The sequence below is a fragment of the Pantoea sp. X-Soil-YNGN-785 genome (genome assembly GCF_059730585.1).
In genome coordinates this window covers 3,603,944-3,628,663 of sequence record NZ_AP035942.1, presented here as the reverse complement: position 1 = coordinate 3,628,663, position 24,720 = coordinate 3,603,944, and the positions used below count along the sequence as shown (strand labels likewise).

The 24,720-nt window shown below is 56.5% G+C and carries 25 protein-coding genes; 15 read left to right on the top strand and 10 right to left on the bottom strand.

Features of this window, described 5'->3' with window-relative positions:
* Nucleotides 1-18: 18 nt before the first annotated feature.
* From aroK to trpS, 7 genes are all read left to right on the top strand, one after another.
* Nucleotides 19-540 carry a shikimate kinase AroK gene (aroK, locus tag AC6I8E_RS16955; protein WP_003852989.1) on the top strand — a complete coding sequence of 174 codons (522 nt, stop codon included), beginning with the start codon at nt 19-21 and terminating at the stop codon, nt 538-540.
* Between the two features lie 38 nt (nt 541-578).
* Entirely contained in the window at nt 579-1,667 is a 1,089-nt protein-coding gene (gene aroB, locus AC6I8E_RS16950; RefSeq protein ID WP_147789585.1) for a 3-dehydroquinate synthase, read from the top strand.
* A gap of 72 nt (nt 1,668-1,739) precedes the next feature.
* Nucleotides 1,740-2,792 carry an SPOR domain-containing protein gene (locus tag AC6I8E_RS16945; RefSeq protein ID WP_147789584.1) on the top strand — a complete coding sequence of 351 codons (1,053 nt, stop codon included), beginning with the start codon at nt 1,740-1,742 and terminating at the stop codon, nt 2,790-2,792.
* 93 nt (nt 2,793-2,885) lie between these two features.
* Complete coding sequence (gene dam, locus AC6I8E_RS16940; RefSeq protein WP_013359279.1) at nt 2,886-3,701, top strand: adenine-specific DNA-methyltransferase; 816 nt, start codon at nt 2,886-2,888, stop codon at nt 3,699-3,701.
* A 67-nt stretch (nt 3,702-3,768) separates the two neighbouring features.
* Nucleotides 3,769-4,452 (top strand): ribulose-phosphate 3-epimerase, encoded by a 684-nt coding sequence (gene rpe / locus AC6I8E_RS16935; RefSeq protein ID WP_013359278.1) that lies wholly within the window; start codon nt 3,769-3,771, stop codon nt 4,450-4,452.
* On the top strand, nt 4,436-5,113 hold the full coding sequence (locus AC6I8E_RS16930) for a phosphoglycolate phosphatase (RefSeq protein WP_147789583.1): 678 nt from the start codon (nt 4,436-4,438) through the stop codon (nt 5,111-5,113). The genes rpe and AC6I8E_RS16930 overlap by 17 nt, the downstream gene beginning before the upstream one ends.
* 16 nt (nt 5,114-5,129) lie before the next feature.
* Complete coding sequence (trpS, locus tag AC6I8E_RS16925) at nt 5,130-6,131, top strand: tryptophan--tRNA ligase (protein WP_013359276.1); 1,002 nt, start codon at nt 5,130-5,132, stop codon at nt 6,129-6,131.
* 55 nt (nt 6,132-6,186) lie between these two features.
* On the opposite strand, the gene cysG is transcribed toward trpS, so the two are convergent.
* Genes cysG through nirB form a run of 3 tightly spaced genes read right to left on the bottom strand, consistent with a single transcriptional unit; the run spans nt 6,187 to nt 10,460 of the window.
* Nucleotides 6,187-7,551 carry a siroheme synthase CysG gene (gene cysG / locus AC6I8E_RS16920; protein WP_497824239.1) on the bottom strand — a complete coding sequence of 455 codons (1,365 nt, stop codon included), beginning with the start codon at nt 7,549-7,551 and terminating at the stop codon, nt 6,187-6,189.
* 45 nt (nt 7,552-7,596) lie between these two features.
* Nucleotides 7,597-7,923 (bottom strand): nitrite reductase small subunit NirD, encoded by a 327-nt coding sequence (gene nirD / locus AC6I8E_RS16915; protein ID WP_013359274.1) that lies wholly within the window; start codon nt 7,921-7,923, stop codon nt 7,597-7,599.
* Complete coding sequence (gene nirB / locus AC6I8E_RS16910) at nt 7,920-10,460, bottom strand: nitrite reductase large subunit NirB (protein ID WP_497824238.1); 2,541 nt, start codon at nt 10,458-10,460, stop codon at nt 7,920-7,922. Before nirB ends, nirD begins: the two co-directional genes overlap by 4 nt.
* A gap of 221 nt (nt 10,461-10,681) precedes the next feature.
* Between nirB and AC6I8E_RS16905 the strand changes: the two genes are divergently transcribed.
* Nucleotides 10,682-11,959: a cytosine deaminase gene (locus AC6I8E_RS16905; protein ID WP_497824237.1), complete on the top strand. Its 1,278-nt coding sequence runs from the start codon at nt 10,682-10,684 to the stop codon at nt 11,957-11,959.
* Between the two features lie 35 nt (nt 11,960-11,994).
* Here the strand turns inward: AC6I8E_RS16905 and tsgA are convergent, their stop codons facing one another.
* Nucleotides 11,995-13,173, bottom strand: coding sequence for an MFS transporter TsgA (gene tsgA, locus AC6I8E_RS16900; RefSeq protein ID WP_033734170.1), 1,179 nt, complete (start codon nt 13,171-13,173; stop codon nt 11,995-11,997).
* A gap of 261 nt (nt 13,174-13,434) precedes the next feature.
* Between tsgA and ppiA the strand changes: the two genes are divergently transcribed.
* The 5 genes from ppiA (at nt 13,435) to argD (ending at nt 16,779) form a co-directional block, all read left to right on the top strand.
* Nucleotides 13,435-14,007: a peptidylprolyl isomerase A gene (gene ppiA, locus AC6I8E_RS16895; protein WP_003852970.1), complete on the top strand. Its 573-nt coding sequence runs from the start codon at nt 13,435-13,437 to the stop codon at nt 14,005-14,007.
* Between the two features lie 99 nt (nt 14,008-14,106).
* Nucleotides 14,107-14,277, top strand: coding sequence for a YhfG family protein (locus AC6I8E_RS16890; protein WP_013359270.1), 171 nt, complete (start codon nt 14,107-14,109; stop codon nt 14,275-14,277).
* Nucleotides 14,267-14,860 carry a putative adenosine monophosphate-protein transferase Fic gene (locus tag AC6I8E_RS16885; protein ID WP_033784152.1) on the top strand — a complete coding sequence of 198 codons (594 nt, stop codon included), beginning with the start codon at nt 14,267-14,269 and terminating at the stop codon, nt 14,858-14,860. Before AC6I8E_RS16890 ends, AC6I8E_RS16885 begins: the two co-directional genes overlap by 11 nt.
* Nucleotides 14,861-14,901: 41 nt before the next feature.
* A complete protein-coding gene (locus tag AC6I8E_RS16880) occupies nt 14,902-15,477 on the top strand; it encodes an aminodeoxychorismate/anthranilate synthase component II (protein ID WP_278495510.1) in 576 nt (191 codons plus the stop codon).
* Nucleotides 15,478-15,558: 81 nt separating this feature from the next.
* Nucleotides 15,559-16,779 (top strand): bifunctional acetylornithine/succinyldiaminopimelate transaminase, encoded by a 1,221-nt coding sequence (argD, locus tag AC6I8E_RS16875; protein WP_013359267.1) that lies wholly within the window; start codon nt 15,559-15,561, stop codon nt 16,777-16,779.
* A 1-nt stretch (nt 16,780) separates the two neighbouring features.
* Here argD and AC6I8E_RS16870 read toward each other — a convergent pair whose 3' ends face one another.
* A complete protein-coding gene (locus AC6I8E_RS16870) occupies nt 16,781-18,856 on the bottom strand; it encodes a YccS/YhfK family putative transporter (protein ID WP_013359266.1) in 2,076 nt (691 codons plus the stop codon).
* Nucleotides 18,857-18,913: 57 nt separating this feature from the next.
* Nucleotides 18,914-19,546 (bottom strand): cAMP-activated global transcriptional regulator CRP, encoded by a 633-nt coding sequence (gene crp, locus AC6I8E_RS16865; RefSeq protein ID WP_003852956.1) that lies wholly within the window; start codon nt 19,544-19,546, stop codon nt 18,914-18,916.
* A gap of 303 nt (nt 19,547-19,849) precedes the next feature.
* Here crp and AC6I8E_RS16860 point away from each other — a divergent pair, with 303 nt between their 5' ends.
* The gene (locus AC6I8E_RS16860; RefSeq protein ID WP_013359265.1) at nt 19,850-20,254 is read left to right on the top strand and encodes an OsmC family protein; all 405 of its coding nucleotides are present in this window, start codon (nt 19,850-19,852) and stop codon (nt 20,252-20,254) included.
* A gap of 519 nt (nt 20,255-20,773) precedes the next feature.
* Here AC6I8E_RS16860 and AC6I8E_RS16855 read toward each other — a convergent pair.
* The 3 genes from AC6I8E_RS16855 to AC6I8E_RS16845 form a co-directional block, all read right to left on the bottom strand.
* Nucleotides 20,774-21,643 (bottom strand): phosphoribulokinase, encoded by an 870-nt coding sequence (locus AC6I8E_RS16855; RefSeq protein WP_013359264.1) that lies wholly within the window; start codon nt 21,641-21,643, stop codon nt 20,774-20,776.
* A gap of 61 nt (nt 21,644-21,704) precedes the next feature.
* On the bottom strand, nt 21,705-21,923 hold the full coding sequence (locus AC6I8E_RS16850) for a YheU family protein (protein WP_013359263.1): 219 nt from the start codon (nt 21,921-21,923) through the stop codon (nt 21,705-21,707).
* Between the two features lie 4 nt (nt 21,924-21,927).
* Entirely contained in the window at nt 21,928-22,941 is a 1,014-nt protein-coding gene (locus AC6I8E_RS16845) for a hydrolase (protein WP_497824236.1), read from the bottom strand.
* A gap of 58 nt (nt 22,942-22,999) precedes the next feature.
* Between AC6I8E_RS16845 and AC6I8E_RS16840 the strand changes: the two genes are divergently transcribed.
* Nucleotides 23,000-23,602 carry a LysE family translocator gene (locus AC6I8E_RS16840; RefSeq protein ID WP_013359261.1) on the top strand — a complete coding sequence of 201 codons (603 nt, stop codon included), beginning with the start codon at nt 23,000-23,002 and terminating at the stop codon, nt 23,600-23,602.
* Between the two features lies 1 nt (nt 23,603).
* Here AC6I8E_RS16840 and AC6I8E_RS16835 read toward each other — a convergent pair whose 3' ends face one another.
* Nucleotides 23,604-24,584 carry a LacI family DNA-binding transcriptional regulator gene (locus tag AC6I8E_RS16835; RefSeq protein WP_497824235.1) on the bottom strand — a complete coding sequence of 327 codons (981 nt, stop codon included), beginning with the start codon at nt 24,582-24,584 and terminating at the stop codon, nt 23,604-23,606.
* Between the last annotated feature and the right edge of the window lie 136 nt (nt 24,585-24,720).

The following is a 24,720-nucleotide window of genomic DNA, read 5'->3' as shown; positions in this document are numbered from 1 at the left end:
CTTAGTAATACCGACAAAATGGCAGAGAAACGCAATATCTTTCTGGTTGGGCCGATGGGTGCCGGCAAAAGCACTATTGGCCGTCAGTTGGCTCAGCAACTCAACATGGAGTTCTTCGATTCCGATCAGGAAATTGAGCGACGCACCGGAGCGGATGTGGGCTGGGTTTTTGATGTCGAAGGCGAAGCTGGCTTTCGCGATCGCGAAGAAAAAATCATTAACGAACTGACCGAGAAGCAAGGCATCGTCCTGGCGACAGGCGGTGGTTCCGTCAAATCCCGGGAAACGCGTAATCGTCTCTCCGCCCGCGGTGTTGTGGTTTATCTTGAAACCACCATCGAGAAGCAACTGGCGCGCACCCAACGTGACAAAAAACGTCCGTTGCTGCAGGTGGATTCACCGCCGCGCGAAGTGCTTGAAGCGCTGGCTGGCGAACGCAACCCGCTCTACGAAGAGATCGCCGATGTCACCATTCGCACAGATGATCAGAGTGCAAAAGTGGTGGCGAATCAGATTATCCACATGTTGGAAAAAAGTTGATCCAACGTTCGAAGGCTTTTTAACAGGTATCGGGCATCATGGAGAAGATCACCGTCTCACTGGGGGAACGCAGTTACCCCATCACTATCGCCGCCGGACTGTTTAACGATCCGGCTTCTTTTTGGCCGCTGACCGCGGGCGAAAACGCCATGGTGGTGACAAACCAGACGCTGGCTCCGCTCTATCTTGACCAGCTGACAGCGCGGCTGACAGCGGCAGGTGTAAAAGTGGATCAGGTGATCTTACCCGACGGCGAGCAATATAAGACGCTGGCCGTGATGGATCAGGTCTTTACCGCGCTCCTGCAAAAGCCGCACGGTCGTGATACGACGCTTGTCGCCTTAGGCGGCGGCGTCATTGGCGATCTTACCGGTTTTGCTGCGGCCAGTTATCAGCGTGGCGTACGCTTTATCCAGGTACCGACCACCTTACTGTCGCAGGTTGATTCTTCAGTTGGCGGCAAAACGGCCGTTAACCATCCGCTGGGCAAAAACATGATCGGCGCGTTTTATCAACCCGCGTCAGTGGTGATTGATACGGCCTGTCTGAAGACGCTGCCTGCGCGTGAGCTGGCGTCTGGCTTAGCGGAAGTCATTAAGTACGGCATTATCCTCGACGGTGCGTTTTTCCAGTGGCTGGAGCAGAATCTCGATGCTCTGCTGGCGCTGGATGAACAGGCGCTGGCGTACTGCATTCGTCGCTGTTGTGAACTGAAGGCTGAAGTCGTGGCGGCCGATGAGCGTGAAAACGGTCAGCGGGCGTTGCTTAATCTGGGCCATACTTTTGGTCATGCGATTGAAGCACACATGGGCTACGGCAACTGGCTGCACGGTGAAGCGATTGCGGCGGGCATGGTAATGGCAGCACGCACGGCTGAACGTCTGGGACAGTTCCGGGCGGAAGAGACCGACCGCATTATTGCCCTGTTCAGGCGTGCCGGTTTACCGGTGCATGGGCCGCAGGCAATGAGTGCAGAGATGTATCTGCCGCACATGATGCGCGATAAAAAAGTTCTGGCGGGCGAACTGCGGCTGATACTCCCGCTGTTGATTGGCCGCTCTGAAGTGCGTGGTGGCGTGGCACATGATATGGTGCTGGCTGCAATTAACGATTGTCAGCAACCCTGAGATTAAGCAGTTGAGTGGTGACGCGGCGCGCAGGGTGCGCAGTGCGGAATGCCGCTTTACGGAGGAGCCAAAATGGATGAGTTTAAACCGGAAGACGAGTTAAAGCCTGACGCCAGCGACCGCCGTCCCTCGCGCCCTCGTAAGTCCTCTACTGCGGCCAAAACACCGGTTTCGCGCCAGCGTATCATGATGGGCGTCGGGATCCTGGTTCTGCTATTACTGGTACTGGGGATTGGTTCGGCCCTGAATGGCCCGGATGAGAAAAAACCGACCACGGCGGGCACAACCCCTGCCGCCAATGGCGGTTCCGGCAGCGAGAAGAACATTGACCTGGGCGGCTCCTCTTCCATGTCCGGTGGACAGACGCCTCCGTCAGGTGCGCAGACTACCCCCGCCACCAGCGAAAATAACGCGGCGACCAGCGGTGATGCTGCCTCTAATCCGCAGCGCGACATCTCGATGCCGCCTGTGGCTTCAACGCCTACCCAGGCCGCACCGGTTGATGCGCCTGCGAATCAGCAGCGTGTCACGCTGCCGGGCGATCTGAACAGCGCGCTGACTAATCAGCAGCAGCAGGTTGACAGTGCCGCGATGGGCACGCAGGGCGGCAGTTCACTGCCAACGGCGCCAGCAACGGTCAGCGGCAATGCCGGAACGGCTGCTAATCCTGTTACGGCACCTTCAGTCCGTCAGACACCGAACAAATCCAATACCGCTGCTCGTCCGGCGCACGATTCATCGCATAAAACAGCATCGAAGCCTGTAACCCGTGACAGCAAAACGCACACCACGCCAGCGCGTACGCCAGTGAGTTCTGCGCCAGCTACCACGGCTGCGGGCAGCAGTTCAGCCAGCAAATCACTGCCAGGTGGCAGCTACACTCTGCAGCTGAGCGGTGCATCGAAGCCGGAAAGCCTGAATGCCTGGGCTAAGCAACAAAATCTGAGTGGATATCACGTCTACAAAACCACCCGTAACGGTCAGTCGTGGTACGTGCTGGTGAGTGGCTCCTATGCCACACCGGCCGATGCCAAACGCGCTGTAGCATCGCTGCCTGCAGACGTGCGTGCGAAGAACCCGTGGGTAAAACCCGTCAGCCAGGTGAAGAAAGAAGCCAGCCAATAGCGGATGTGGGGCCAGGCTCTGGCCCCGTTTTAAGCGCAGATCTGCTGTCGGTCCAGCCACAGCCTCACAATAAGATGTTATAACCACGACAGCATGAAAAAAAATCGCGCTTTCCTGAAATGGGCAGGGGGAAAATTTCCCTTAGTAGAAGAGATCCATCGTCATCTGCCGCAAGGCGACTGTCTGGTCGAGCCATTTGTTGGCGCGGGTTCGGTGTTTCTGAACACGGAATTTGATCGCTACCATCTGGCTGATATCAACAGCGACCTGATTAATCTCTACAACATTGTCAAAACGCGTACTGCGGATTTCATCCGTGACGCGCAGCTGCTGTTTACGCCGGAAGGTAACAACGAAATCTGTTATTACCAGCGCCGCACCGAATTTAATACCAGCACCGACGCCTACCAGCGTGCGCTGCTGTTCCTCTATCTGAACCGTCACTGTTACAACGGCCTCTGCCGCTATAACCTGCGTGGTGAGTTCAACGTGCCGTTTGGCCGCTATCGCAAACCCTACTTTCCGGAAGCCGAACTGTTATGGTTTGCCGAGCGCGCGCAAAAAGCGACGTTTGTCTGTGAATCGTACGATGTTACCCTGACCAGTGCTGGTAAAGGCTCGGTGGTCTATTGCGATCCGCCTTATGCACCGCTGTCGGCCACGGCCAATTTTACGGCTTATCATACCAACAGCTTCAGCCTGCGTGAGCAGGAGAATCTGGCGGCGTTAGCGGCACAGCTGGCTGCGTCGGAGCACCGGATTCCGGTACTGATTTCTAACCACGACACTGCACTGACGCGTTTATGGTATCAGGATGCAGTGTTACATGTGGTCAAAGCACGGCGATCTATCAGCCGGAGCATAGCCGGTCGCACCAAGGTCGACGAACTGCTGGCACTTTATCGCTAGTCTGTTTCGTCCGCGACCAACGCATTACGCCAGCCTGAGTGCTGGCGCACAACAGTGGGAGAATCGGATGAAACAATATTTGCTGGCCCCTTCAATCCTGTCGGCGGATTTTGCCCGCCTGGGCGAAGACACAGCCAAAGCGCTGGCGGCCGGAGGTGACGTGGTTCACTTCGACGTAATGGACAACCACTACGTCCCTAATCTGACCATGGGTCCGATGGTGCTGAAAGCACTGCGCGACTATGGCATCACTGCCCCCATCGATGTGCATCTGATGGTAAAACCGGTCGATGCGCTGATCCCGGAGTTTGCCAAAGCCGGTGCCACCTATATTACCTTTCATCCGGAAGCCAGCGAGCACGTTGACCGCACCCTGCAACTGATCAAAGAGCACGGCTGTAAAGCGGGTATGGTGTTTAATCCGGCGACCCCGCTGAGCTACCTCGATTACGTCATGGATAAGCTGGATATCATTCTGCTGATGTCCGTGAACCCAGGTTTTGGCGGTCAGTCATTTATTCCCGGCACCCTGGATAAACTGCGTGAAGCGCGCAGACGTATCGATCAGAGCGGCTACAACATTCGTCTTGAAGTGGATGGCGGCGTGAAGATCGACAATATCCGCGAGATTGCGGCTGCCGGTGCAGATATGTTTGTCGCGGGTTCTGCCATATTTGGTCATCCTGACTATAAAAAAGTGATCGACGATATGCGCAACGAACTGGAGAAAGCCAATGGCTCATTTCACTGATATTCGTGCGCTGGCGTTTGATCTCGATGGCACGCTGGTGGATAGCGCGCCAGGCCTTGCCGATGCGATCGACCGCACGCTGAAGGATCTTCGTCTGCCGCAGGCGGGCCTTGAGCGTGTCTCAACCTGGATTGGCAACGGTGCCGATATCATGATGGCCCGTGCGCTGACCTTCGCGCTGGGCCGTGAGCCGCAGCCGGAAGAGCAGCGCGATGCACGCGCGCTGTTTGACCGCCACTACGCCGACACCGTGGATGCGGGCAGCACGCTGTTCCCACAGGTGAAGCAGACGCTGGATGCCTTAAAAGCTTCCGGGCTGCCGATGGCGATTGTGACCAACAAGCCGACGCCGTTTGTGGCACCGCTGCTTGAATCGCTTGGCATTGCCGATGCGTTTTCGCTGATTATCGGTGGCGATGATGTGCCGGTTAAAAAACCGCACCCCGCAGCGATCTTCATGGTGCTGGGCACCTTCGGCGTACTGCCGAACGAGTTGCTGTTTGTTGGCGACTCTCGCAATGATATCCAGGCGGCGCAGGCGGCAGGCGTACCTAATGTCGGTATGACCTTTGGCTATAACTATGGCGAGCCGATTGCCACCAGCCAGCCCGATTTAACCCTCGACTCTTTCGACGAACTTTTGCCCACACTGGGGCTGTAAATATCAGGACTTAAGTATGAAACCCATCGTTTTCAGCGGCGCACAGCCGTCCGGCGAACTGACCATTGGCAACTATATGGGAGCGCTGCGTCAGTGGGTGCAGATGCAGGATGATTTCCACTGCATTTACTGCATTGTTGATCTGCACGCGATCACCGTGCGTCAGGATCCTGCTGCACTGCGTAAAGCGACGCTGGATACGCTGGCGCTCTATCTGGCCTGTGGTATCGACCCGCAAAAAAGCACCATCTTTGTTCAGTCGCATGTGCCAGAGCACACGCAGCTGAGCTGGATCCTGAACTGCTACGCCTATTTCGGTGAACTGAGCCGTATGACGCAGTTCAAGGACAAATCAGCGCGTTACGAAGAGAACATCAATGCCGGTCTGTTCGACTACCCGGTGCTGATGGCGGCGGATATTCTGCTCTATCAGACCAATCAGGTGCCGGTCGGTGAAGATCAGAAGCAGCACCTGGAGCTGAGCCGCGATATTGCGCATCGCTTCAATGCGATCTATGGCGATATTTTCCGGGTACCAGAGCCGTTCATTCCGAAGTCTGGCGCGCGCGTGATGTCGCTGCTGGAACCGACCAAAAAGATGTCCAAGTCTGATGACAACCGCAACAACGTGATCGGCCTGCTGGAAGATCCGAAAGCGGTTGTGAAGAAGATCAAACGCGCCGTTACCGATTCTGAAGAGCCGCCAGTGGTGCGCTACGACATCAAAGAGAAAGCGGGCGTCTCTAACCTGCTGGATATTCTGTCGGGCGTGACCGGTAAAACCATCGCCGAGCTGGAGCAGGAGTTCGAAGGCAAGATGTATGGCCACCTGAAAGGCGCAGTAGCCGATGCGGTATCGGGCATGCTCTCTGAGCTGCAGGAGCGTTATCACAGCTTCCGTAACGATGAAGCGCTGCTGGAGCAGGTAATGCGTGATGGCGCGGCGAAAGCACGCGCACAGGCGCAGGAAACGCTGAAGAAGGTTTACGAAGCGGTAGGCTTTGTCGCGATGCCGTAATGGCTGAGCGGATAAAAAACGGCGGGCATTGTGCCCGCCGTTTTTATTTGCCCATTCAGAACCAGCGCAGGCTGTCGCGCAGACTCACCACGCTGCCAATAATCATCAGGCTGGGGCTGCTCACCTGACCGGCTAACGCTTCCAGTTCGTTCAGTGTCCCGGTGACCACGCGCTGACGCGTGCTGGTGCCGTTTTCCACCAGCGCCACCGGCATATCGCTGCGCATCCCATGTTTTATCAGCTGCTGCTGAATTTCTCCGGCCTGGCCCAGCCCCATATAAAACACCAGCGTCTGCTGTTCTGCCGCCAGCGTCTGCCAGGCGAGCGTACCGGATTTCTGCAGATGCCCGGTTACCAGCCTGACGCTCTGCGCATGATCGCGATGGGTCAGGGGAATGCCACTGTAGGCCGCACAGCCTGATGCCGCGGTGATGCCCGGCACCACGCTGAACGGAATCTTCAGCTGTGCCAGCGCTTCCAGCTCTTCACCGCCGCGACCAAAGATAAAGGGATCGCCGCCTTTCAGCCGCACCACGCGTTTGCCGCACTGTGCCTGTTCGCAGAGCAACTGGTTGATCGCATCCTGCGGCACGCAGTGATGTCCGGCGCGTTTACCGACAAAGATGCATTCGGCATCGCGGCGCACCAGATTCAGGATTTCATTGGAAACCAGCCGGTCATAGACGATGACGTCTGCCTGCTGGATCAGCTGCAGGCCTTTGAGTGTGAGCAATCCGGCATCGCCCGGACCGGCACCGACCAGCGCTACTTCACCCTGTTGCGGAAGGTCTGCGCTAAAAAGTGCGTCGGTAATCTGATCCGCGCGTTCACCGTCGCCGTTAGCCAGCGTCTGGGCCAGCCGTTCGCTGTTAAAAAAGCGCTCCCAGAAGTGGCGTCGGGCATTGAGGGAGCCGAACTGCTTTTTCACCCGATCGCGCAGGCCGCCCGCCAGCTGCGCTAGCTGACCCAGATGCTGCGGCAGCATCGCCTCCAGTTTCTCCCGCAGCAGCCGCGCCAGCACCGGCGCGCGTCCACCGGAAGAGACGGCGACCATCAGCGGTGAGCGGTCAATGATCGACGGCATAATGGCGCTGGCCTGCTGCGGCGCATCCACCAGATTGCAGAAGATCTGCTGTTTTTCAGCTGTGTCAGCCACCTGCTGATTGACCTTGTTATCACTGGTGGCGGCGACCACCAGCCAGCAGCCGGTCAGCCACGCGGGATCGAAATGCCCCGACAGCAGCGTGACGGCTTTCTGCTGCGCCCATTGCAGGAAGGCAGGGGAGAAATCGGGGGCTCCGACCCACAAATCGGCACCGGCCTCCAGCAGCAGGCGCGCTTTTCGCTCCGCCACGTCACCCGCGCCGACCAGCAGACAGCGTCGGCCCTGCAGGCGGCAGAACAAGGGAAAATAGTCCATCAGAGGTCCTTAAAAAAGCCCGCTAAGGCGGGCTGTTAACAGGCGTTACAGGCAGACTTCAACCTGTCCGGCATTGACCCGCACCGGCCAGGCCGCCACGGAGCGCGTTTCATCCTCCATGCAGTAGCCATCGCTGAGGCGGAAATGCTGCTTTTTCAGCGGGCTGGCCACCCACAGCGCATCCTGATGTTCGGCGATAATGCCGCGTGACAGCACGCTGGCATCGGCAAACGGGTCGATATTGCTGATGGCATAGAGCTGCTCATCGTCGCGCGGGCGGAAAATAGCCACCTGCTGGCCTTTGACCAGCGCACAGACGCCCGTGGCGGGCAGGATCTGCGTCAGCGGGCACACCGGATTCCACTGGCTCATAGTTCGGTCTCCTCAATCAGGGTCACGGCAATACGTTCTTCGGGGCGCGCCGGGCGATGCTGGTCGCGCTCCGCCACCCGCTGCACTGCAGGGTCGCGCTGCGGCGAATTGATAAAGTGGGCAAAGCGCGTCAGCTGGCTCTCATCTTCCAGCGTCGCCTGCCATTCACAGCGAACGCTGGCGCGCAGCGCGGCGAGCTGCTGTTCCATCTGGCTGTTAAGGCCGAGTTTGTCATCCACGATCACGCTACGCAGATAGTCGATGCTACCTTCCAGACTCTCCAGCCACAGCGAGGTGCGCTGCAGGCGATCGGCGGTGCGGATATAGAACATCATGAAGCGGTCAAGATAGGTGACCAGCGTCTGCTGATCGAGATCTGCCGCCAGCAGGTCGCCATGACGCGGTTTCATGCCGCCGTTGCCGCAGACGTAGAGGTTCCAGCCTTTTTCGGTGGCGATAATACCGACATCTTTGCCCTGGGCCTCTGCGCATTCACGGGTGCAGCCAGAGACACCAAACTTCATCTTGTGCGGTGTACGGATGCCTTTATAGCGGTTCTCGAGCATGACGCCGAAGCCGAGGCTGTCGCCCACGCCGTAACGGCACCACGCGCTGCCTACGCAGGTTTTCGCCATACGCAGCGCTTTAGCATAGGCCTGACCGGTTTCAAATCCGGCCTCGATCAGCTGTGACCAGATAGCGGGCAGATCGTCTTTCTGCGCGCCAAACAAGCCGATGCGCTGCGACCCGGTGATTTTGGTGTAGAGCTGGTAGCGTTCGGCGATCTCGCCAATCACTTTCAGTCCCTGTGGTGTAATTTCACCGCCGGGCGAGCGCGGGATGACCGAATAGGTGCCATCTTTCTGAATATTACCCAGATAGAGGTCGTTGCTGTCCTGTAACGGCGCGTGCTGCGGCTTGAGCACATACTCATTCCAGCAGGAGGCGAGCAGGGAGCCCACCGCAGGCTTGCATATTTCACAGCCGTAACCCTGACCATAGCGGGCCAGCAGTTCATCAAAGGTTTTGATCTCTTCAACCTGAATCAGGTGATACAACTCCTGACGTGACCAGGCGAAGTGGGCACAAAGGTGATTATTGACCTCGATACCCTGACGACTGAGTTCACTGTTCAGTACCTGGGTGATCAGGGGGATACAGCCGCCGCAGCCGGTACCGGCTCGGGTGCTGCTTTTCAGGGCGGCCACGGTGTGACAGCCACCCTGAACCGCTTTGATGATGTCGCCTTTGCTGACGTCGAAGCAGGAGCAGATTTGCGCGCTGTCTGGCAGGGAGTCGACGCCGATAGCCGGTTTATCTCCGCTGCCCGCAGGCAGAATCAGCGCTTCAGGGTTATCCGGCAGTGGAATACCATTCAGCACCAGCTGCAGCAGGTTGCCATAGTCGCTGGTGTCGCCCACCAGCACCGCACCCAGCAGGGTTTTCTGATCTTCGCTGATAATCAGGCGTTTGTAGACCGATTTGCTTTCATCCAGCCAGACCACGCTGCGTGCGCCTGGCGTGGTGCCGCGCGCATCGCCAATGCCGCCGACATCGACACCCAGCAGCTTGAGTTTGGCGCTCATGTCCGCGCCGGTAAACGCATTATCGCGGCCCAGCAGCTGATCGCTGGCGACCTGCGCCATTTTGTAACCCGGCGCCACAAGGCCATAGACGCGATTCTGCCAGGCGGCGCACTCACCGATGGCGTAAATGGCGGGATCGCTGGTGCGGCACTGGTCATCAATGGCGATACCGCCGCGCGGACCCAGAGTTAATCCACACTGTTTTGCCAGTTTGTCCTGCGGGCGGATGCCGGTGGAGAAAACGATGAAATCGACTTCCAGCGCACTGCCGTCGGCGAACTGCAGCGTTTTACCGCCGTGCTCATGATGCACTATCTGCTGGGTGTTTTTGCTGGTGTGGACCCGCACGCCCATCTGCTCAATCTTGCGACGCAGCTGTTCCCCGCCTTGCTGATCGAGCTGTTCTGCCATCAGTACCGGCGCAAATTCAATAACGTGGGTTTCAATACCCAGATTTTTCAGCGCGCCCGCGGCTTCCAGTCCCAGCAGGCCGCCGCCAATCACCGCACCGCGTTTGCTGCGGCGCGAGCAGGCTTCAATGGCATTGAGATCTTCGATGGTGCGGTAGACAAAGCAGTCGCTGCCTTCGGCACCCTTAATCGGCGGGATCCACGGATAAGAACCGGTGGCAAAAATCAGCGTGTCGTAGTGAACGGCTCGCCCGGTGCTGGAGTGGATGAGCTTCTCATCACGGTTAATGGTGATGGCGCGCTCGCCCAGCAGCAGATTGACCTGATGTTTGTCGTAATAGCCTTCACGAACCAGCGACAACTCTTCGGCGGTGTGATGGGAGAAGTAAGCGGACAGGTGGACACGGTCGTAGGCGACGCGGGGTTCTTCACAAAAGACGGTCAGCGAAAACTGGTCGGGTTCCGCTTTCTCAAGTAACTCTTCTATGAAGCGGTGGCCGACCATGCCGTTACCGATAACGACGACATTGTGCTTGCTCATTTTTGCCTCAAATTTGCGATATCTGCGGCTACAATAGCGCGCCCTTTCTGACGCTTATTGATATGTATCAACCACAACGCCATATACCCATTAAGAGGTATATAGTTGATTTTAATTAGGTTTATCTGGCGCGGCTAACCTGCTGAATATCCTGCATTGCGGGTGAGGGTAGGAATTGTGCTAGTTTTAACCACACGGGTTTTTCGGATAAGGAATCAGCCATGCTGTCACCTAAGTGGATCAATAACGTGCGTTTACCCTGGCGGGAAGGATTGTGGCAAATCGAAATCGCCGACGGAAAAATAGCCCGGATTTCAGCCCAGCCGCCGCAGCCTTCTCCGGTGGAGCAATCGCTGGACGGCGAGGGCGGCTTAGCCTGCGCGCCCTTCATTGAGCCGCATATTCATCTGGATACCACCCAGACGGCGGGTGAACCGGCATGGAATCAGTCCGGCACGCTGTTTGAAGGAATTGAGCGCTGGGCCGAGCGAAAGGCGCTGCTCAGCCATGAAGATGTCAAACAGCGGGCGTTGCAGACGCTGAAGTGGCAGATCGCCAACGGCATTCAGTTTGTCCGCACCCATGTTGACGTGTCTGACCCCTCACTGACGGCGCTGAAAGCGATGCTGGAAGTGAAAGCGGAGATGGCACCCTGGATCACCATCCAGATTGTGGCGTTTCCCCAGGAGGGCATTCTCTCTTATCCTAACGGCGAAGCGTTGCTGGAGGAGGCCCTGCGGCTGGGCGCGGATGTCGTTGGCGCGATTCCGCACTACGAATTCACCCGCGAATATGGCGTCGAGTCGCTGCATAAAACCTTTGCGCTGGCTGACCGCTATGATCGGCTGATCGATGTTCACTGCGATGAGATCGATGATGAACAGTCGCGCTTTGTGGAAACCGTGGCGGCGCTGGCACATCGCGACGGCAACGGCGCACGCGTGACGGCCAGTCATACCACCGCGATGCACTCTTACAATGGCGCGTACGCCTCACGGCTGTTCCGGCTGCTGAAGCTGTCGGGCATTAACTTTGTCGCCAATCCGCTGGTTAATATTCACCTGCAGGGCCGCTTCGACACCTATCCTAAGCGGCGCGGCATTACGCGGGTAAAAGAGATGCTGGAGGCAGAGATCAACGTCTGCTTTGGCCATGACGATGTGTTTGATCCCTGGTATCCGCTGGGCACCGCCAACATGCTGCAGGTGCTGCATATGGGATTACATGTCTGTCAGCTGATGGGCTATGAGCAGATTGATGCGGGTCTGGATCTGATTACGCATAACAGCGCGAAAACGATGCAGCTTGCAGGCTATGGCATTCAGAGCGGCAACGAGGCCAGTCTGATTATATTGCCAGCAGAGAGCGGTTTTGATGCGGTAAGAAGGCAGGTCCCGGTGCGCTATTCAGTGCGTCGTGGCGTGGTGGTGGCGGAGACGAAGCCTGCAGAAAGTGAGATTTACTGGCGGGAACGGGAGCGCGTAGATTTCCGACGTTAATGAGCAGGGCGGCGATCGCTCGCCGCCCTGAAGGATTAATGCGTGACGTGACCGTGAGTACGATGACGGCTGACAAAGCCGAGCAGGGCACACATCACAAATACCACGGCGTAAAGCGCATTCGCCGTCGCCAGTGCGGTATGCACACCACTTTTCTCAACGATAGGCGCCGTGACCACAAAGGTCAGCATGGTGCCGACGGTGCCGCAGGTCAGAATGAAGTTCACCAGCTTCGGTGACGCCACTTTGGTCTGGAGCGAGCCGAGAGTGATGATGGTGGTATAGATAGCACTTGAGCTGAAGCCCAGAATCATGATGATCCATTTCAGCATGCCGGCATCGCTGCTGCTGACGAACCAGTACATCAGTACCGTAGCCAGACCCGCCAGCACCATCAGAATACGTTGCAGATCGAAGAAGCGCAGCAGGAAGCTGAAGGCCCACATACCGACCATATATGCCGTCCAGAAGCTGCCCACCAGTTGTCCGGCGTCATTGATGTTCATGCCCATAACTTTGGTGGCATATTCCGGCACCCAGGAGATAAAACCGAGCTGGCCCAGGATGTAGCAGAGTGCCGCGACAGCCAGTAGCAGCACGCCCACACCCCATTTCTCTTTCTCAACGGTCGGGCTGTTCTCAGGCTTACGCAGCACCGGGAACTCCACAAACAGCGTCATGACGAAGATGGCGACGTAGATAACGCCAATGCAGACGTAGACCCAGTACCACGGCAGCTGACGCGCCAGCAGAATGCCTGCCAGCACCGGAAACAGCGTGCCCGCCATGCTGAAGAAGGAGTCGGTAAACAGCAGACGTGAACCACGCTGACGGCCTTCATACATGTGAGTGATCAGGAAGGTGCCGATCGACATGGTGATGCCGCTGACCACGCCCAGCACAAACATACAGAGCGAGAAGATGGTCAGATCGCGGCTGGTCATCAGCCCGATTATCGCCAGCACCATCAGGACGAAGCCGAAAATCAGCTGGCGCTTCAGTGGCACAATCACCATCAGCCAGGCGTTCAGGAAGACCGCCGCCAGGATGCCGCTGTTGAGGAATGTGAAGGTGTTACTCATGCTGGAGATAGGGATCTGGAAATCTTTTGCGATATCGCCCATTACCATGCCGGTAACGATCACCAGCGCGCCGGTCAGCGCGTAGGAGAAGAAGCTTATCCAGGTAAGGCCAATACGATTACGGTTTGTCATGTTCTGAACCTGTTGAGAACCGGGTGCCAAAAAGTGTCAGAAAGTGTAAACGGAACTGTGATCTTAATAAACAAGCAGTGAAACTACAGATCCATATTTCATGTGTTGTGTGATTTTAATCACGCAATTACGGTTGTTTAACGTTTGCTCAGCGCTTTTGCCGCAACAGCGTAAATATAGGTAAAACGCTGGCTCATGGAATAGAGTCTCTTTACAATCAATCACGTTTTTGTGCCCGCTCTCCCAGGTAAGGAATCTTTCATGTTTAAACGTACTTTAACAGCGGCCATCACCCTGTTAGCGCTCTCTTCCGTTTCCGCCCAGGCGCTGGCCGCAAAAGGTGACACCCACGTTCTGCTCACCACCTCCGCCGGCAATATCGAACTCGAACTGAATAACCAGAAAGCGCCGGTTTCTGTGAAAAACTTTGTTGATTACGTCAACAACGGTTTTTACAACAACACCATTTTTCATCGCGTGATCCCGGGCTTTATGGTGCAGGGTGGTGGCTTCACCACGGATATGCAGCAGAAGCAGACCAACGCGCCAATTAAAAACGAAGCGGACAATGGACTGCGTAACCTGCGCGGTACCATCTCTATGGCGCGTACTGCCGATAAAGACAGTGCCACCAGCCAGTTCTTCCTCAACGTTGCGGATAATGCCTTCCTCGACCACGGCCAGCGCGATTTCGGCTATGCCGTATTTGGTAAGATTGTGAAAGGTCAGGATGTGGTTGAAAAAATTTCTCAGGTTCCGACCAAAGATGTGGGTCCGTACCAGAATGTGCCGTCCAAACCGGTAGTTATCCTCTCTGCCAAAGTCCTGCCTTAACGCTTTTTGTCGCCATCTGCGGATGGCGACCGCCTGTCGCTTCCGGCAAAGCCAGAATTTGCTCTTATACTTAGGGCAAAAAACTGAGCAGGAGGCGGTATGGCGAACAAACTCACCGAAAAACAGAAGGTCACTCTGTGGCAACAGCGGCGTAGCGCCAGCTATCAGGCCAGCTGTAAGCTGGAAGGCTTTGCGCCGAATGAAACCAGCCTGAACAGTGAAGATGCGGCTGCACGCCTGGCGTCACTGAGGAGGCAATATGGACTCTAATACCGCTGTGACCCAGGATCCTTACCTGTGGCAGCATGACACGGTGCTGAAAAATCTGGCCGACATTCATGACGCCGCGCAACTGCGCAAGGCGGAGCTGAGCTTCAGTGCAGCGCGTGCCGCCACGCTGGAACTGGGGCCGCGTAATCCCGGATTGCCTTACCTGCGCCAGATCCACCGCACGCTGTTCCAGGACATTTACAGCTGGGCTGGCGAACTGCGCACCATCGATATCTGGCGTGATGAGACGCCGTTCTGCCATTTTGAATATATCGAAAAGGAAGGTAACGCGCTGATGGCCGCGCTGGAAGAGGAGAAAGGCCTGGCTGAGTTGCCGCGTGACGAATTTATTCAGCGCATCGCTCATTACTACTGCGAAATCAATATGCTGCATCCTTTCCGTCATGGAAATGGCCGGGCGCAGCGGATTTTCTTTGAGCAGTTGGCGCTGCATGCCGGTTATCTGCTGAACTGGGAAGAGACGGATGCTGAAAGCTGGAAAGCCGCTAATCAGGCGGGTGTAGCCGGAGACCTGACTCCGCTGGAGCAGGTGTTTGCGAAAGTGGTGAGTGAGGCGGCTTAACCGCGTAGAATAGCGGCGCGGTTTATCATTCTGGACGCGTCATGCTGCTGCTTATCGACAATTACGACTCCTTTACCTGGAATCTTTATCAATACTTCTGCGAGCTGGGCGCGCAGGTTCAGGTGGTGCGCAATGATGCCATCACCCTGGAGCAGATGGCAGCGTTACCGCTGACCCATCTGGTGATCTCCCCTGGCCCCTGCACGCCGTCAGAGTCGGGCATCTCGCTGGCGGCGATTCGGCATTTCGCCGGTAACGTGCCGGTGCTGGGTGTCTGCCTGGGCCATCAGGCGATTGCGCAGGCCTATGGCGCGAAAGTGGTGCGGGCGCGTCAGGTGATGCACGGCAAAACCTCCGCGATTCAGCACACCGGCCAGGGCGTGTTCCGAAATCTCAATAATCCCCTTACCGTGACCCGTTACCACTCGCTGATTGTGCAGCGCGATTCCCTGCCCGATGCGTTCGAGGTGACGGCCTGGACGGTGCGTGACGGCGAGCCTGACGAAATTATGGGATTCCGTCATAAAACCCTGGCGCTGGAAGGCGTGCAGTTCCATCCCGAAAGCATTCTCAGCGAGCAGGGACATCAGCTGCTGCGCAATTTCCTTTCGCAATAAGTTGCCTTTGAGTGATTTTTTATGCATATTTTGTGATTATTATTTCAATGTTGCACAACAATCATTCAAATGGGGTCACTAATGGCAGCGGAAAAAATGGCGGTCACGCGGGAGACGTTCGATAACGTTATTTTGCCTGTTTATGCACCTGCGCAGTTTGTGCCGGTAAAAGGCAAGGGCAGTCGCGTATGGGATCAGCAGGGCAAAGAGTATATCGACTTCTCGGGTGGTATTGCCGTTACCGCACTTGGACACTGCCATCCTGCGCTGGTAGAAACACTGAAAAGCCAGGGCGAAACGCTGTGGCATACCAGTAATGTCTTTACCAACGAACCGGCACTGCGTCTCGCCAGTAAGCTCATTCAGGCGACCTTTGCCGATCGCGTTTTCTTCGCCAACTCCGGTGCCGAAGCCAACGAAGCGGCGTTTAAGCTGGCGCGCTACTATGCCTGCAAACGCCACAGCCCGTTCAAAAGTAAGATCATCGCGTTTCACAATGCCTTTCATGGCCGGACGCTGTTTACCGTTACGGTCGGCGGCCAGCCAAAATATTCTGATGGATTCGGCCCTAAACCGGCGGATATTGTCCACGTGCCGTTCAATGACCTGGACGCCGTGAAAGCGGTCATTGACGATCACACCTGCGCCATTGTGGTTGAACCGATTCAGGGTGAGGGCGGCGTCATGCCCGCGACGCAGGAATTTATGCAGGGACTGCGTGCACTTTGCGATCAGCATCAGGCGCTGCTGGTACTGGACGAAGTGCAGAGCGGTATGGGACGTAGCGGCAAACTGTTCGCCTATGAGCATTATGGCGTCCAGCCCGATATTCTGACCTCAGCCAAAGCGCTGGGCGGCGGTTTCCCGGTGAGCGCCATGCTGACCACCAATGAGATCGCTTCGACTATGGCACCAGGCGTGCATGGCACCACCTATGGCGGTAATCCGCTGGCCTGCGCCATCGCCGAAACGGCGCTGGATATCATCAATACGCCAGACGTGCTGGCGGGCGTTGAGATGCGTCGCCAGCACTTTGTTACGGCGCTACAGGCCATCGACGCGAAGTATGACCTGTTCAGTGACATTCGCGGCAAAGGTCTGCTGATTGGCGCGGCGCTGAAACCTCAGCATGCCGGCAGGTCGCGCGACATTCTGAATGCAGCTGCCGCTGAAGGGGTGATGGTGCTGGTGGCGGGCACCGATGTGATGCGCTTTGCTCCGTCGCTGATCATCGAACCTGCTGACATTGAAGAGGGCATGCGCCGCTTCGCCACCGCCGTCGGCAAAGTGCTCAACGGCTAGCTTAGTTTTTACGTAAGCGTCTGATTAGCCAGCGGCCATGTTGCGGTCGCTGGTTCCACGCCAGCGATGAAATGGTGTACATCACGCTCAGGTGATCGAGAATGCGCCGCACATGCTGTTCCACCACCGTGATCGGTCCTTCACTGATGTTCTCCAGGTCATCCAGCAGATTCACCTGTGAGCTTTCACCATCATATTCCAGCCGCTGCTGACACCGCTGCAGCGCAATTTCGCAGGATTGCAGATAGCGTTGAGCCAGCGAGGCGGTCAGCATCGTGTGCTCGCGCGCCAGAATCGTTATCGCATTGATATGCTCGACGATAAACTGACTGTGGGTGACCCAGAGCCGCATATCACTCAGATAGCGGGAGTTGAATGCCGGTTCCTGCATCGCCTGATTCAGTGAGTTAAACAGCGCATTGTGTGCCTGATTCACTTTCACGCGCTGATAAGCCAGTTTCTCTGGCGACTGTTCATCGCCCAGCAAGAGCCGCAGCGCATCCTGATAGGTTTCCAGCGCGTCGTGGGCGTTTTGCCGCAGTAAGCCGCTCTGCCACTGCGGCCACAGCCACAGCATCCCGCCAAAGGCGATCAGACAGCCCATCAGCGTATCCATCAGTCGCGGCAGCAGAAACTGTGCGCCATTCAGTGACAGCAGTTGCAGCGAGTAAACCGCCGTGACCGTAAAACCAATCATCGACCAGCCATAGAACTGGCGGGTAAAGCGATAGCTGATAAAGGTGATCGCCAGCATGATCAGCAGTACCAGTGACTCCGGCACCGCCAGCCGCAGCGTGGCAGCCGCAATCACCAGTCCTGCAAAGGTGCCCAGCGCCCGGTGCTGGATACGGACGCGGGTAGCGCTGTAGCCGTTCTGGCTGACGAACATAATGGTCATCAGGATCCAGTAGGGCTTAGGGATGTTGAAGAACAGCGCCAGCGCACTGCCCAGCATCAGCATCACCGCAAAGCGACCCGCCGTGCGCAGCGCCGACGAGCGAAACGAGAGATAACTGCGCAGCGCCGGTAACAGCGGCAGGCGGCGCTGGCGGTCTGCCATCAGGTCGCGCTGGTAAAGCGGCTTCTGGGTGCGCAGCACGCGCGCAATGCGGTTGAAGTGATAAAGACAGAAGTTACCCACCGGATTATCGGGGTGCTGATGGGCGATTTTCTCCAGCGCGCCGAGCTGTTTATCCATCGCAAAGCGGTCGGGTAACTGGTGATAAAGGATGTTATCCGCCAGTACCCGCAGTCGGGCCGAGATGGTTTTGGCATTCCAGCGGATCACCGCTTCAGCATGGCTCTGCTCCACCAGCTTTTGCACCTCTTCCGGGCGGTGCAGGCTGACCGAGATATGCTCCTGCAGATCGAGTGCCACCTGAAAAGCGCGCGTCAGCCGCTTATGGCTGTGATCGCGGCTTGCCGACAGCATGTGCATCTGCTGATAACAGGTGTTGATCAGATCGACCACTTTCTGCTGGTGAGCCAGCAGCGGCGGCAGCGCTTTTTCGGGATCGGTCAGCTGCGTCAGAAGGGTATATTTGGCGTCGCAGTAGTTGGCCAGCTCGCGGTAGATCAGGCTCAGGCTCTCACGCATCGGCTGCTCTTTCCACAGCCAGAACCAGAACCAGTTAAATACCCCATACCAGAGCGTGCCGCCGATATAGAGCAGCGGAGTGACATAGATGGGCATGCGGCCAATCAGGCTGAGGGTAAAGATGGCGGCAATAAGGGTGCCGGGCAGCAGGCGACCATGCAGCGGGCTGATCTCACCGGTGACGCCAAGCAGCAAAGGCATAGCGAAGAGGATCAGCGGCAGTGGAATCGCATGCAGGGTGAGCCACTGGATCAGAAAACTGCCGAGGGCAAACAGGCTGCCGCCTACAATCAGACGTTTGAAGAAGCGTTTATGCGGAGTATCAAGACCGGCGATATTGCAGCAGGCGGGCACTAACGAGAACAGCAGACCTTTTTGCAGGTCGCCAGCCAGCCAGCCCAGCGCCACCGGCAGACAGAGCACCAGCGTTTGTCGCAAGGCGTAGTTAACTTCAGGATGGTAAATGATTCGACGCCACATCGGCCCAACACAAACAATAACGGCGTGATGTTGCCATCACGCCGTGGATGACAGGAATTAGCGGGTGCCGTAAACGACGATAGTTTTGCCGTGTGCGGAGATCAGGTTCTGATCTTCCAGCATCTTCAAAATACGGCCCACGGTTTCACGTGAACAACCCACAATCTGGCCAATTTCCTGACGAGTGATTTTAATTTGCATGCCGTCGGGATGCGTCATGGCATCTGGCTGCTTCGCCAGGTTAAGCAGAGTCTGTGCAATGCGTCCGGTGACATCGAGGAAAGCGAGATTACCCACTTTTTCAGACGTGACCTGCAGGCGACGCGCCATCTGCGAGGAGAGTCGCATCAGGATGTCGGGGTTAACCTGGATCAGCTGACGGAATTTCTTGTAAGAAATCTCCGCTACTTCGCACGCGCTTTTCGCACGTACCCAGGCGCTGCGCTCCTGACCTTCTTCGAACAGGCCAAGCTCACCAATAAAATCGCCCTGATTCAGGTAGGAAAGAATCATCTCTTTGCCTTCTTCATCTTTAATCAGAACCGCGACGGAACCTTTCACGATGTAGTAAAGCGTTTCTGCTTTTTCACCTTGGTGAATCAGCGTACTTTTGGATGGATACTTGTGAATATGGCAATGGGACAGGAACCATTCGAGTGTAGGGTCTGTTTGCGGTTTGCCGAGAACCATTCGCTATTATCCTCTGTTGTAATCGTGCCCAAAATACAGGGGGCAGTTTTCCCTGTCAGGCGGTGAAAGCTTCAAGCGTTTCCTTTTCAGGAAATTATTCGGGCCGCATCAGGCGCAGTGCGCATCATTCTTCCCGGCTTCGCCATCGGGTGACGAAAAATATTTTCAGCACTGTTTGTAGCACAGCTTTTGCCGACTGTCTTCTGTTGTCTCGCTTCAGCTACGGGCGGATTTCTCTGGATTGCTGTTTACCAGGTGAAAGCGTACTCTGGCGACAAAACAGCGTATTCCGGAGCAAAAATCATGCAGGCAAGAGTGAAATGGGTAGAAGGGCTGACATTCCTCGGAGAATCCTCATCCGGCCATCAGATACTGATGGATGGGAATTCGGGTGATAAAGCGCCCAGCCCAATGGAGATGGTGCTGATGGCGGCGGGCGGATGCAGCGCGATTGACGTGGTTTCAATTCTGCAAAAAGGCCGCAACGATGTGGCTGATTGTGAAGTAAAACTGACCTCAGAACGTCGTGAAGAGGCGCCGCGAATCTTTACGCACATCAACCTGCATTTTATCGTGAGTGGAAAAGCGCTCCAGGATAAAGCGGTCTCACGCGCCGTCGATCTTTCGGCGGAAAAATATTGCTCTGTGGCCATCATGCTGGGTAAAGGTGTGACGATTACGCATAGCTATGAGGTGGTTGAGCTGTAGTCATTGCAGACCTGCTAACTTCACTTCCAGTGTCTGCTGCAGGTTGCTTTAAGACTGTGCCTGCGCAGAGAACCGGGTCAGATCGGAAAGACGCAAAAACCGCCATCCATGGCATGCTCGGCCCGCGCAATTACGCACCTCATCCCTGAGGTGCGTCCGTAGCCGGGCCAACGCGTTGCGTTGTTCAAAAACGCTCCCGGCGTTTTTGTCCCTGGCGCGGGACGCTTTCCTCTTCTGACCCGGTTCCCTGCGTGTTGAGCTTATCTATTGCTGTCAGATTCTTTGTGCCCATGGTTTGTCTGTAGCGGTCTTACTGAAACCGGATGCGGTTGCCGGACGTGAAGCGAAGGGAGCATACGCCTGTAGCAAAGCATAGCGGGCCAGGGATGGCGGTTTTGCATCTTTGCGAAAGGCGTATGCTCCCTGAAGCCTGCTCAGCAGTAAGCCTTTATCCGCAGAAAAGCCGGTTTGACATTTTTGCGAAAGGCATCTGCTATCTGAGGGTTTTTTGCTGGCCTCTTACTCAATCCGTTTACCTTCCATCAGCCGCTTCACCAGCGGGCCCATGATCAACTCCATCGCCAGCCCCATTTTGCCGCCAGGCACCACCAGCGTATTTATGTGCGAAATAAACGAACCCTGCAGCATTGCCAGCAGGTACGGGAAGTCAATGTCCTCCAGCCCCTGAAAGTGAATCACGACAAAGCTCTCATCCAGTGACGGAATGGCGCGGGCTGCGAACGGGTTGGAGGTATCAATGGTTGGAACGCGCTGAAAGTTGATATGGGTGCGTGAAAACTGGGGCGTGATGTAGTTGATGTAATCTTCCATTGAGCGCACCACGGAATCCATCACTGCTTCACGTGAATGACCGCGCTCGCCGGTGTCGCGCACCAGCTTCTGAATCCACTCCAGGTTAACAATCGGTACCACACCCACCAGCAGATCGACCTGTTCCGCCACGTTGTGCTGCGCCGTCACCACACCGCCGTGCAGCCCTTCATAGAAGAGAATATCGGTGTTCTGCGGTAACGGCTGCCAGGGCGTAAAGGTGCCGGGCACCTGGTTCCACGGCACCGCCTCATCGTAGGTGTGCAGATATTTACGCGACTGCCCCTGCCCGCTGTGACCATACTCTTTAAAACTCTGCTCCAGCAGGCCAAAGTCATTGGCTTCCGGGCCGAAGTAGCTGACATGACGTCCCAGATCGCGCGCCTTACGAATCGCCATATCCATTTCCGGGCGGGTAAAGCGATGAAAGCTGTCACCTTCAAGCTCCGCCGCATGCAGGTCAAGCTGCTGAAAGATTTTGCGGAATGCCAGGCTGGTAGTGGTGGTTCCTGCGCCGCTGGAACCGGTCACCGCGATAATGGGATGACGTGCAGACATAGAAAAGCTCCCTGTGAGGTCGGACGATGAGCATTGTTATCATGAAAGGGTGCCGGGTGCATCAGCCACGAAATTCTTTGCGCGGCATGATATTGACCGATTCATGCAGTTCCGACCATACCAGCACCACTTCACCGGTTTCCAGCTGGCGTCGCACATCAGCCACCTTGTCCAGCAGACTACGTTCATGCTCGCCATAGTCAGTGCCTTCTCGCAGCACAAAGGTTTCAATCAGATTTTCAAGGGTCTCAGGAGAGACCTGTTGCCAGGGAATAATCACGAGATCAGTTATCCAGAAAAGGGGCGATCCACTGCGGGATGCGCTGTTCCAGCCACATTTCGGGCTGGCGTAATGTCCCGCCGACAAAACCGACGTGGCCGCCGTGTGGTGTCAGTTGATAAGTAATAGTGGCAGATAATTGGCTGCTGTGCGGGATCACCTCATCACTCATAAAAGGATCGTCTTTGGCGTGGATGATCAGCAGCGGTTTCTCTGCGTGCTTCAGCCAGGGCATGGCGCTGGCACGATGATAGTAATCGGCTGCATCGACAAAACCGTGGGCACGGGCAGTAATCGCATCATCAAAATCGCGCAGTCGCCGCAGTGCTTTTAGCTGCGCCAGATTAACCGGCAGCGTATCCGGCCAGGCGTGCAGTTTACGGCGGGCATTTTTCTTCAGCTGCGCCAGCAAATAGTATTGATAGAAGCGTGAGAAGCCGCGTTCCAGTTTTACGCTACACGGCTCCAGCAGCAGCGGGGCGGAGACAATGACGCCTGCATCCACTTCGGCAGCTGCGCCCTGCTGGCCCAGCAGGCAGCCCAGCATATTGCCGCCCAGCGAAAAACCGATGGCGACGGTCGGCACCTGGCCCCAGCGACGCAGCCAGTGCAGGAAAAAGCGGGCATCTTCCGTTTCGCCGGAGTGATAGATACGGTTTAGCCGGTTAGGTTCGCCGCTGCAGCCGCGAAAATGCATCACTACTGCCAGCCAGCCGCGCGCACGGCAGATGTTCATCAGGCCATGAATATAGGGGCTGTGAAAGCTGCCCTCCAGCCCATGAAACAGCACGACGCGCGGTTTATGCTGCGCCAGTTGTGGATCTTCGCTCCAGGCGAGATCGACGAAGTCGCCATCCGGCAGATCGAGTCGCTGCCAGTGAGGAACGAACGTGACACGGCGACGCAGCAGGCGCGGCAGCATCGTCTGAAGGTGGGCGTTACGCAGGCTGTCAGGCGGCGTGAATTGCTCGTTTTCCGGTCCGGTAAATTTCATGTGGTAAAAGCTTGTCTGTTCCATATCACACTGTTAGCTTCGATAAGTTTTTTCTTGCAAGGGTAAGGAGTACCCGATTGCCATGGAACTGAGTCTTTTCTTATCAATGTTGGGCTTTCTTTGGGTCGCGGCGATTACGCCCGGGCCTAATAATATGTTACTCACCGCCTCAGGCGCTAATTTTGGCTTTTTGCGCACCATTCCGCTGATGATCGGCATCATGATCGGCATGCAGGTGATGCTGCTGATGGTGGCCTTTGGCGTTGGCGGTCTGATCCTGCTCTATCCGTCTCTGCACCTGGTGCTGAAGATCGCTGGTAGCCTCTATCTGCTCTGGCTGGCGTGGAAGATAGCGACGTCCAGCTATGAAAAGCTGGAAACCGATCAGGCACCGGATGCGCCGATGCCGTTCTGGCAGGGTGGGTTGCTGCAGCTTATCAATCCTAAGGCCTGGCTGATGGCGCTGGGCGCGGTCGCCAGCTTCAGTCTGGCGGGTGATGCATATCGTCATTCAGTGATGGCGATAAGCGTCGGCATGTTTCTGGTTAATCTGGTGTCAGGCGCGATCTGGATGGCTTTTGGCGCGATGATCGGCCGCATTCTGCGCAGCCGTCGTGCCTGGAAAATCTTTAACCTGGCTATGGGGCTGCTGACTGCGGCCTGCGTGCTGTTAATCTGGCACTGAGTCAGCTGGATGCGCGTTCAACGCGCGTCCAGGGCAGCACCTCACGGATGACCGGCGCATTCGGATTGCGGATCTTCTGCAGCAGCAGCTGCACGCTGCGCGCGCCGAGCTGATTCATCGGCTGCTCAATGGTGGTCAGCGGTGGATTCAGGCTGCGGGTAAACGGCACGCCATCAAACCCGACGACCGCCAGATCTTCCGGCACGCGCAGACCTGCTTCCAGCGCCGCATGAACCACGCCCACCGCCAGTACATCTGATACCGCAAACACTGCATCCGGCGGTTCCGGCAGCGCCATCAACTCCCTCAGCCCCTGACTGCCTGCTTCAGGAGAGATTTCATAGGTATAAGAGACGCCAGACCACGCATACCCCAGCTCCTCAATCGCCTGCCGGTAGCCTTTTTCACGATGATGCGAGTAGAGGTAGCGCATGTCGCCATTGACCAGCCCGATGCGTTTACGCCCTTTACCGGCGAGGTAATGGACGGTGTCACGCGCGGCTTCAAGGTGATCAATGCTGACCGAGGAGGCGGGAATATCCGGATCAAATTCACAGCACTGCACCCAGGGGGCTCCGGCGATCAGCGCCTGCAAATCCTGTAAGCCGGAGGCCGCATCCATGGTAATCACGCCATCCACCACTTTGCCGGTCAGCAGACTCAGATAGGCGGCTTCGCGCTGAAGCTGCGAGGCGGAGTTACAGAGCAGGATATGATAGCCATGCAGTTCCGCTTCGGCCTCAATGCCCTGAACCACGCGTGAACAGAAGGGATTCGTGATATCCGAGATCAGTACCAGCAGCATGTTGCTTTGCGCCGTACGCAGCTGACGCGCCAGCAGATTGGGCTGATAGTCGCAGGCAGAGATTGCCGCCAGAACTTTCTCACGCGTATCGGGCTTTACGCCGGGATGCGCGTTGAGAACCCGCGATACCGTGGCTTTGGAGACGCCAGCCAGCAGAGCGACTTTCTCGATCGACATCGGATACAGAGACCTTAACAGGCAATAATTGGGAACGCATATCAATAGCACAGGGATAATGTGAGCGCCTGACATTTTTGCTTACTTTAGCTATTTTCAGCATTTGCGATTTTTAACTTAGTTTTGCAGATAGTGA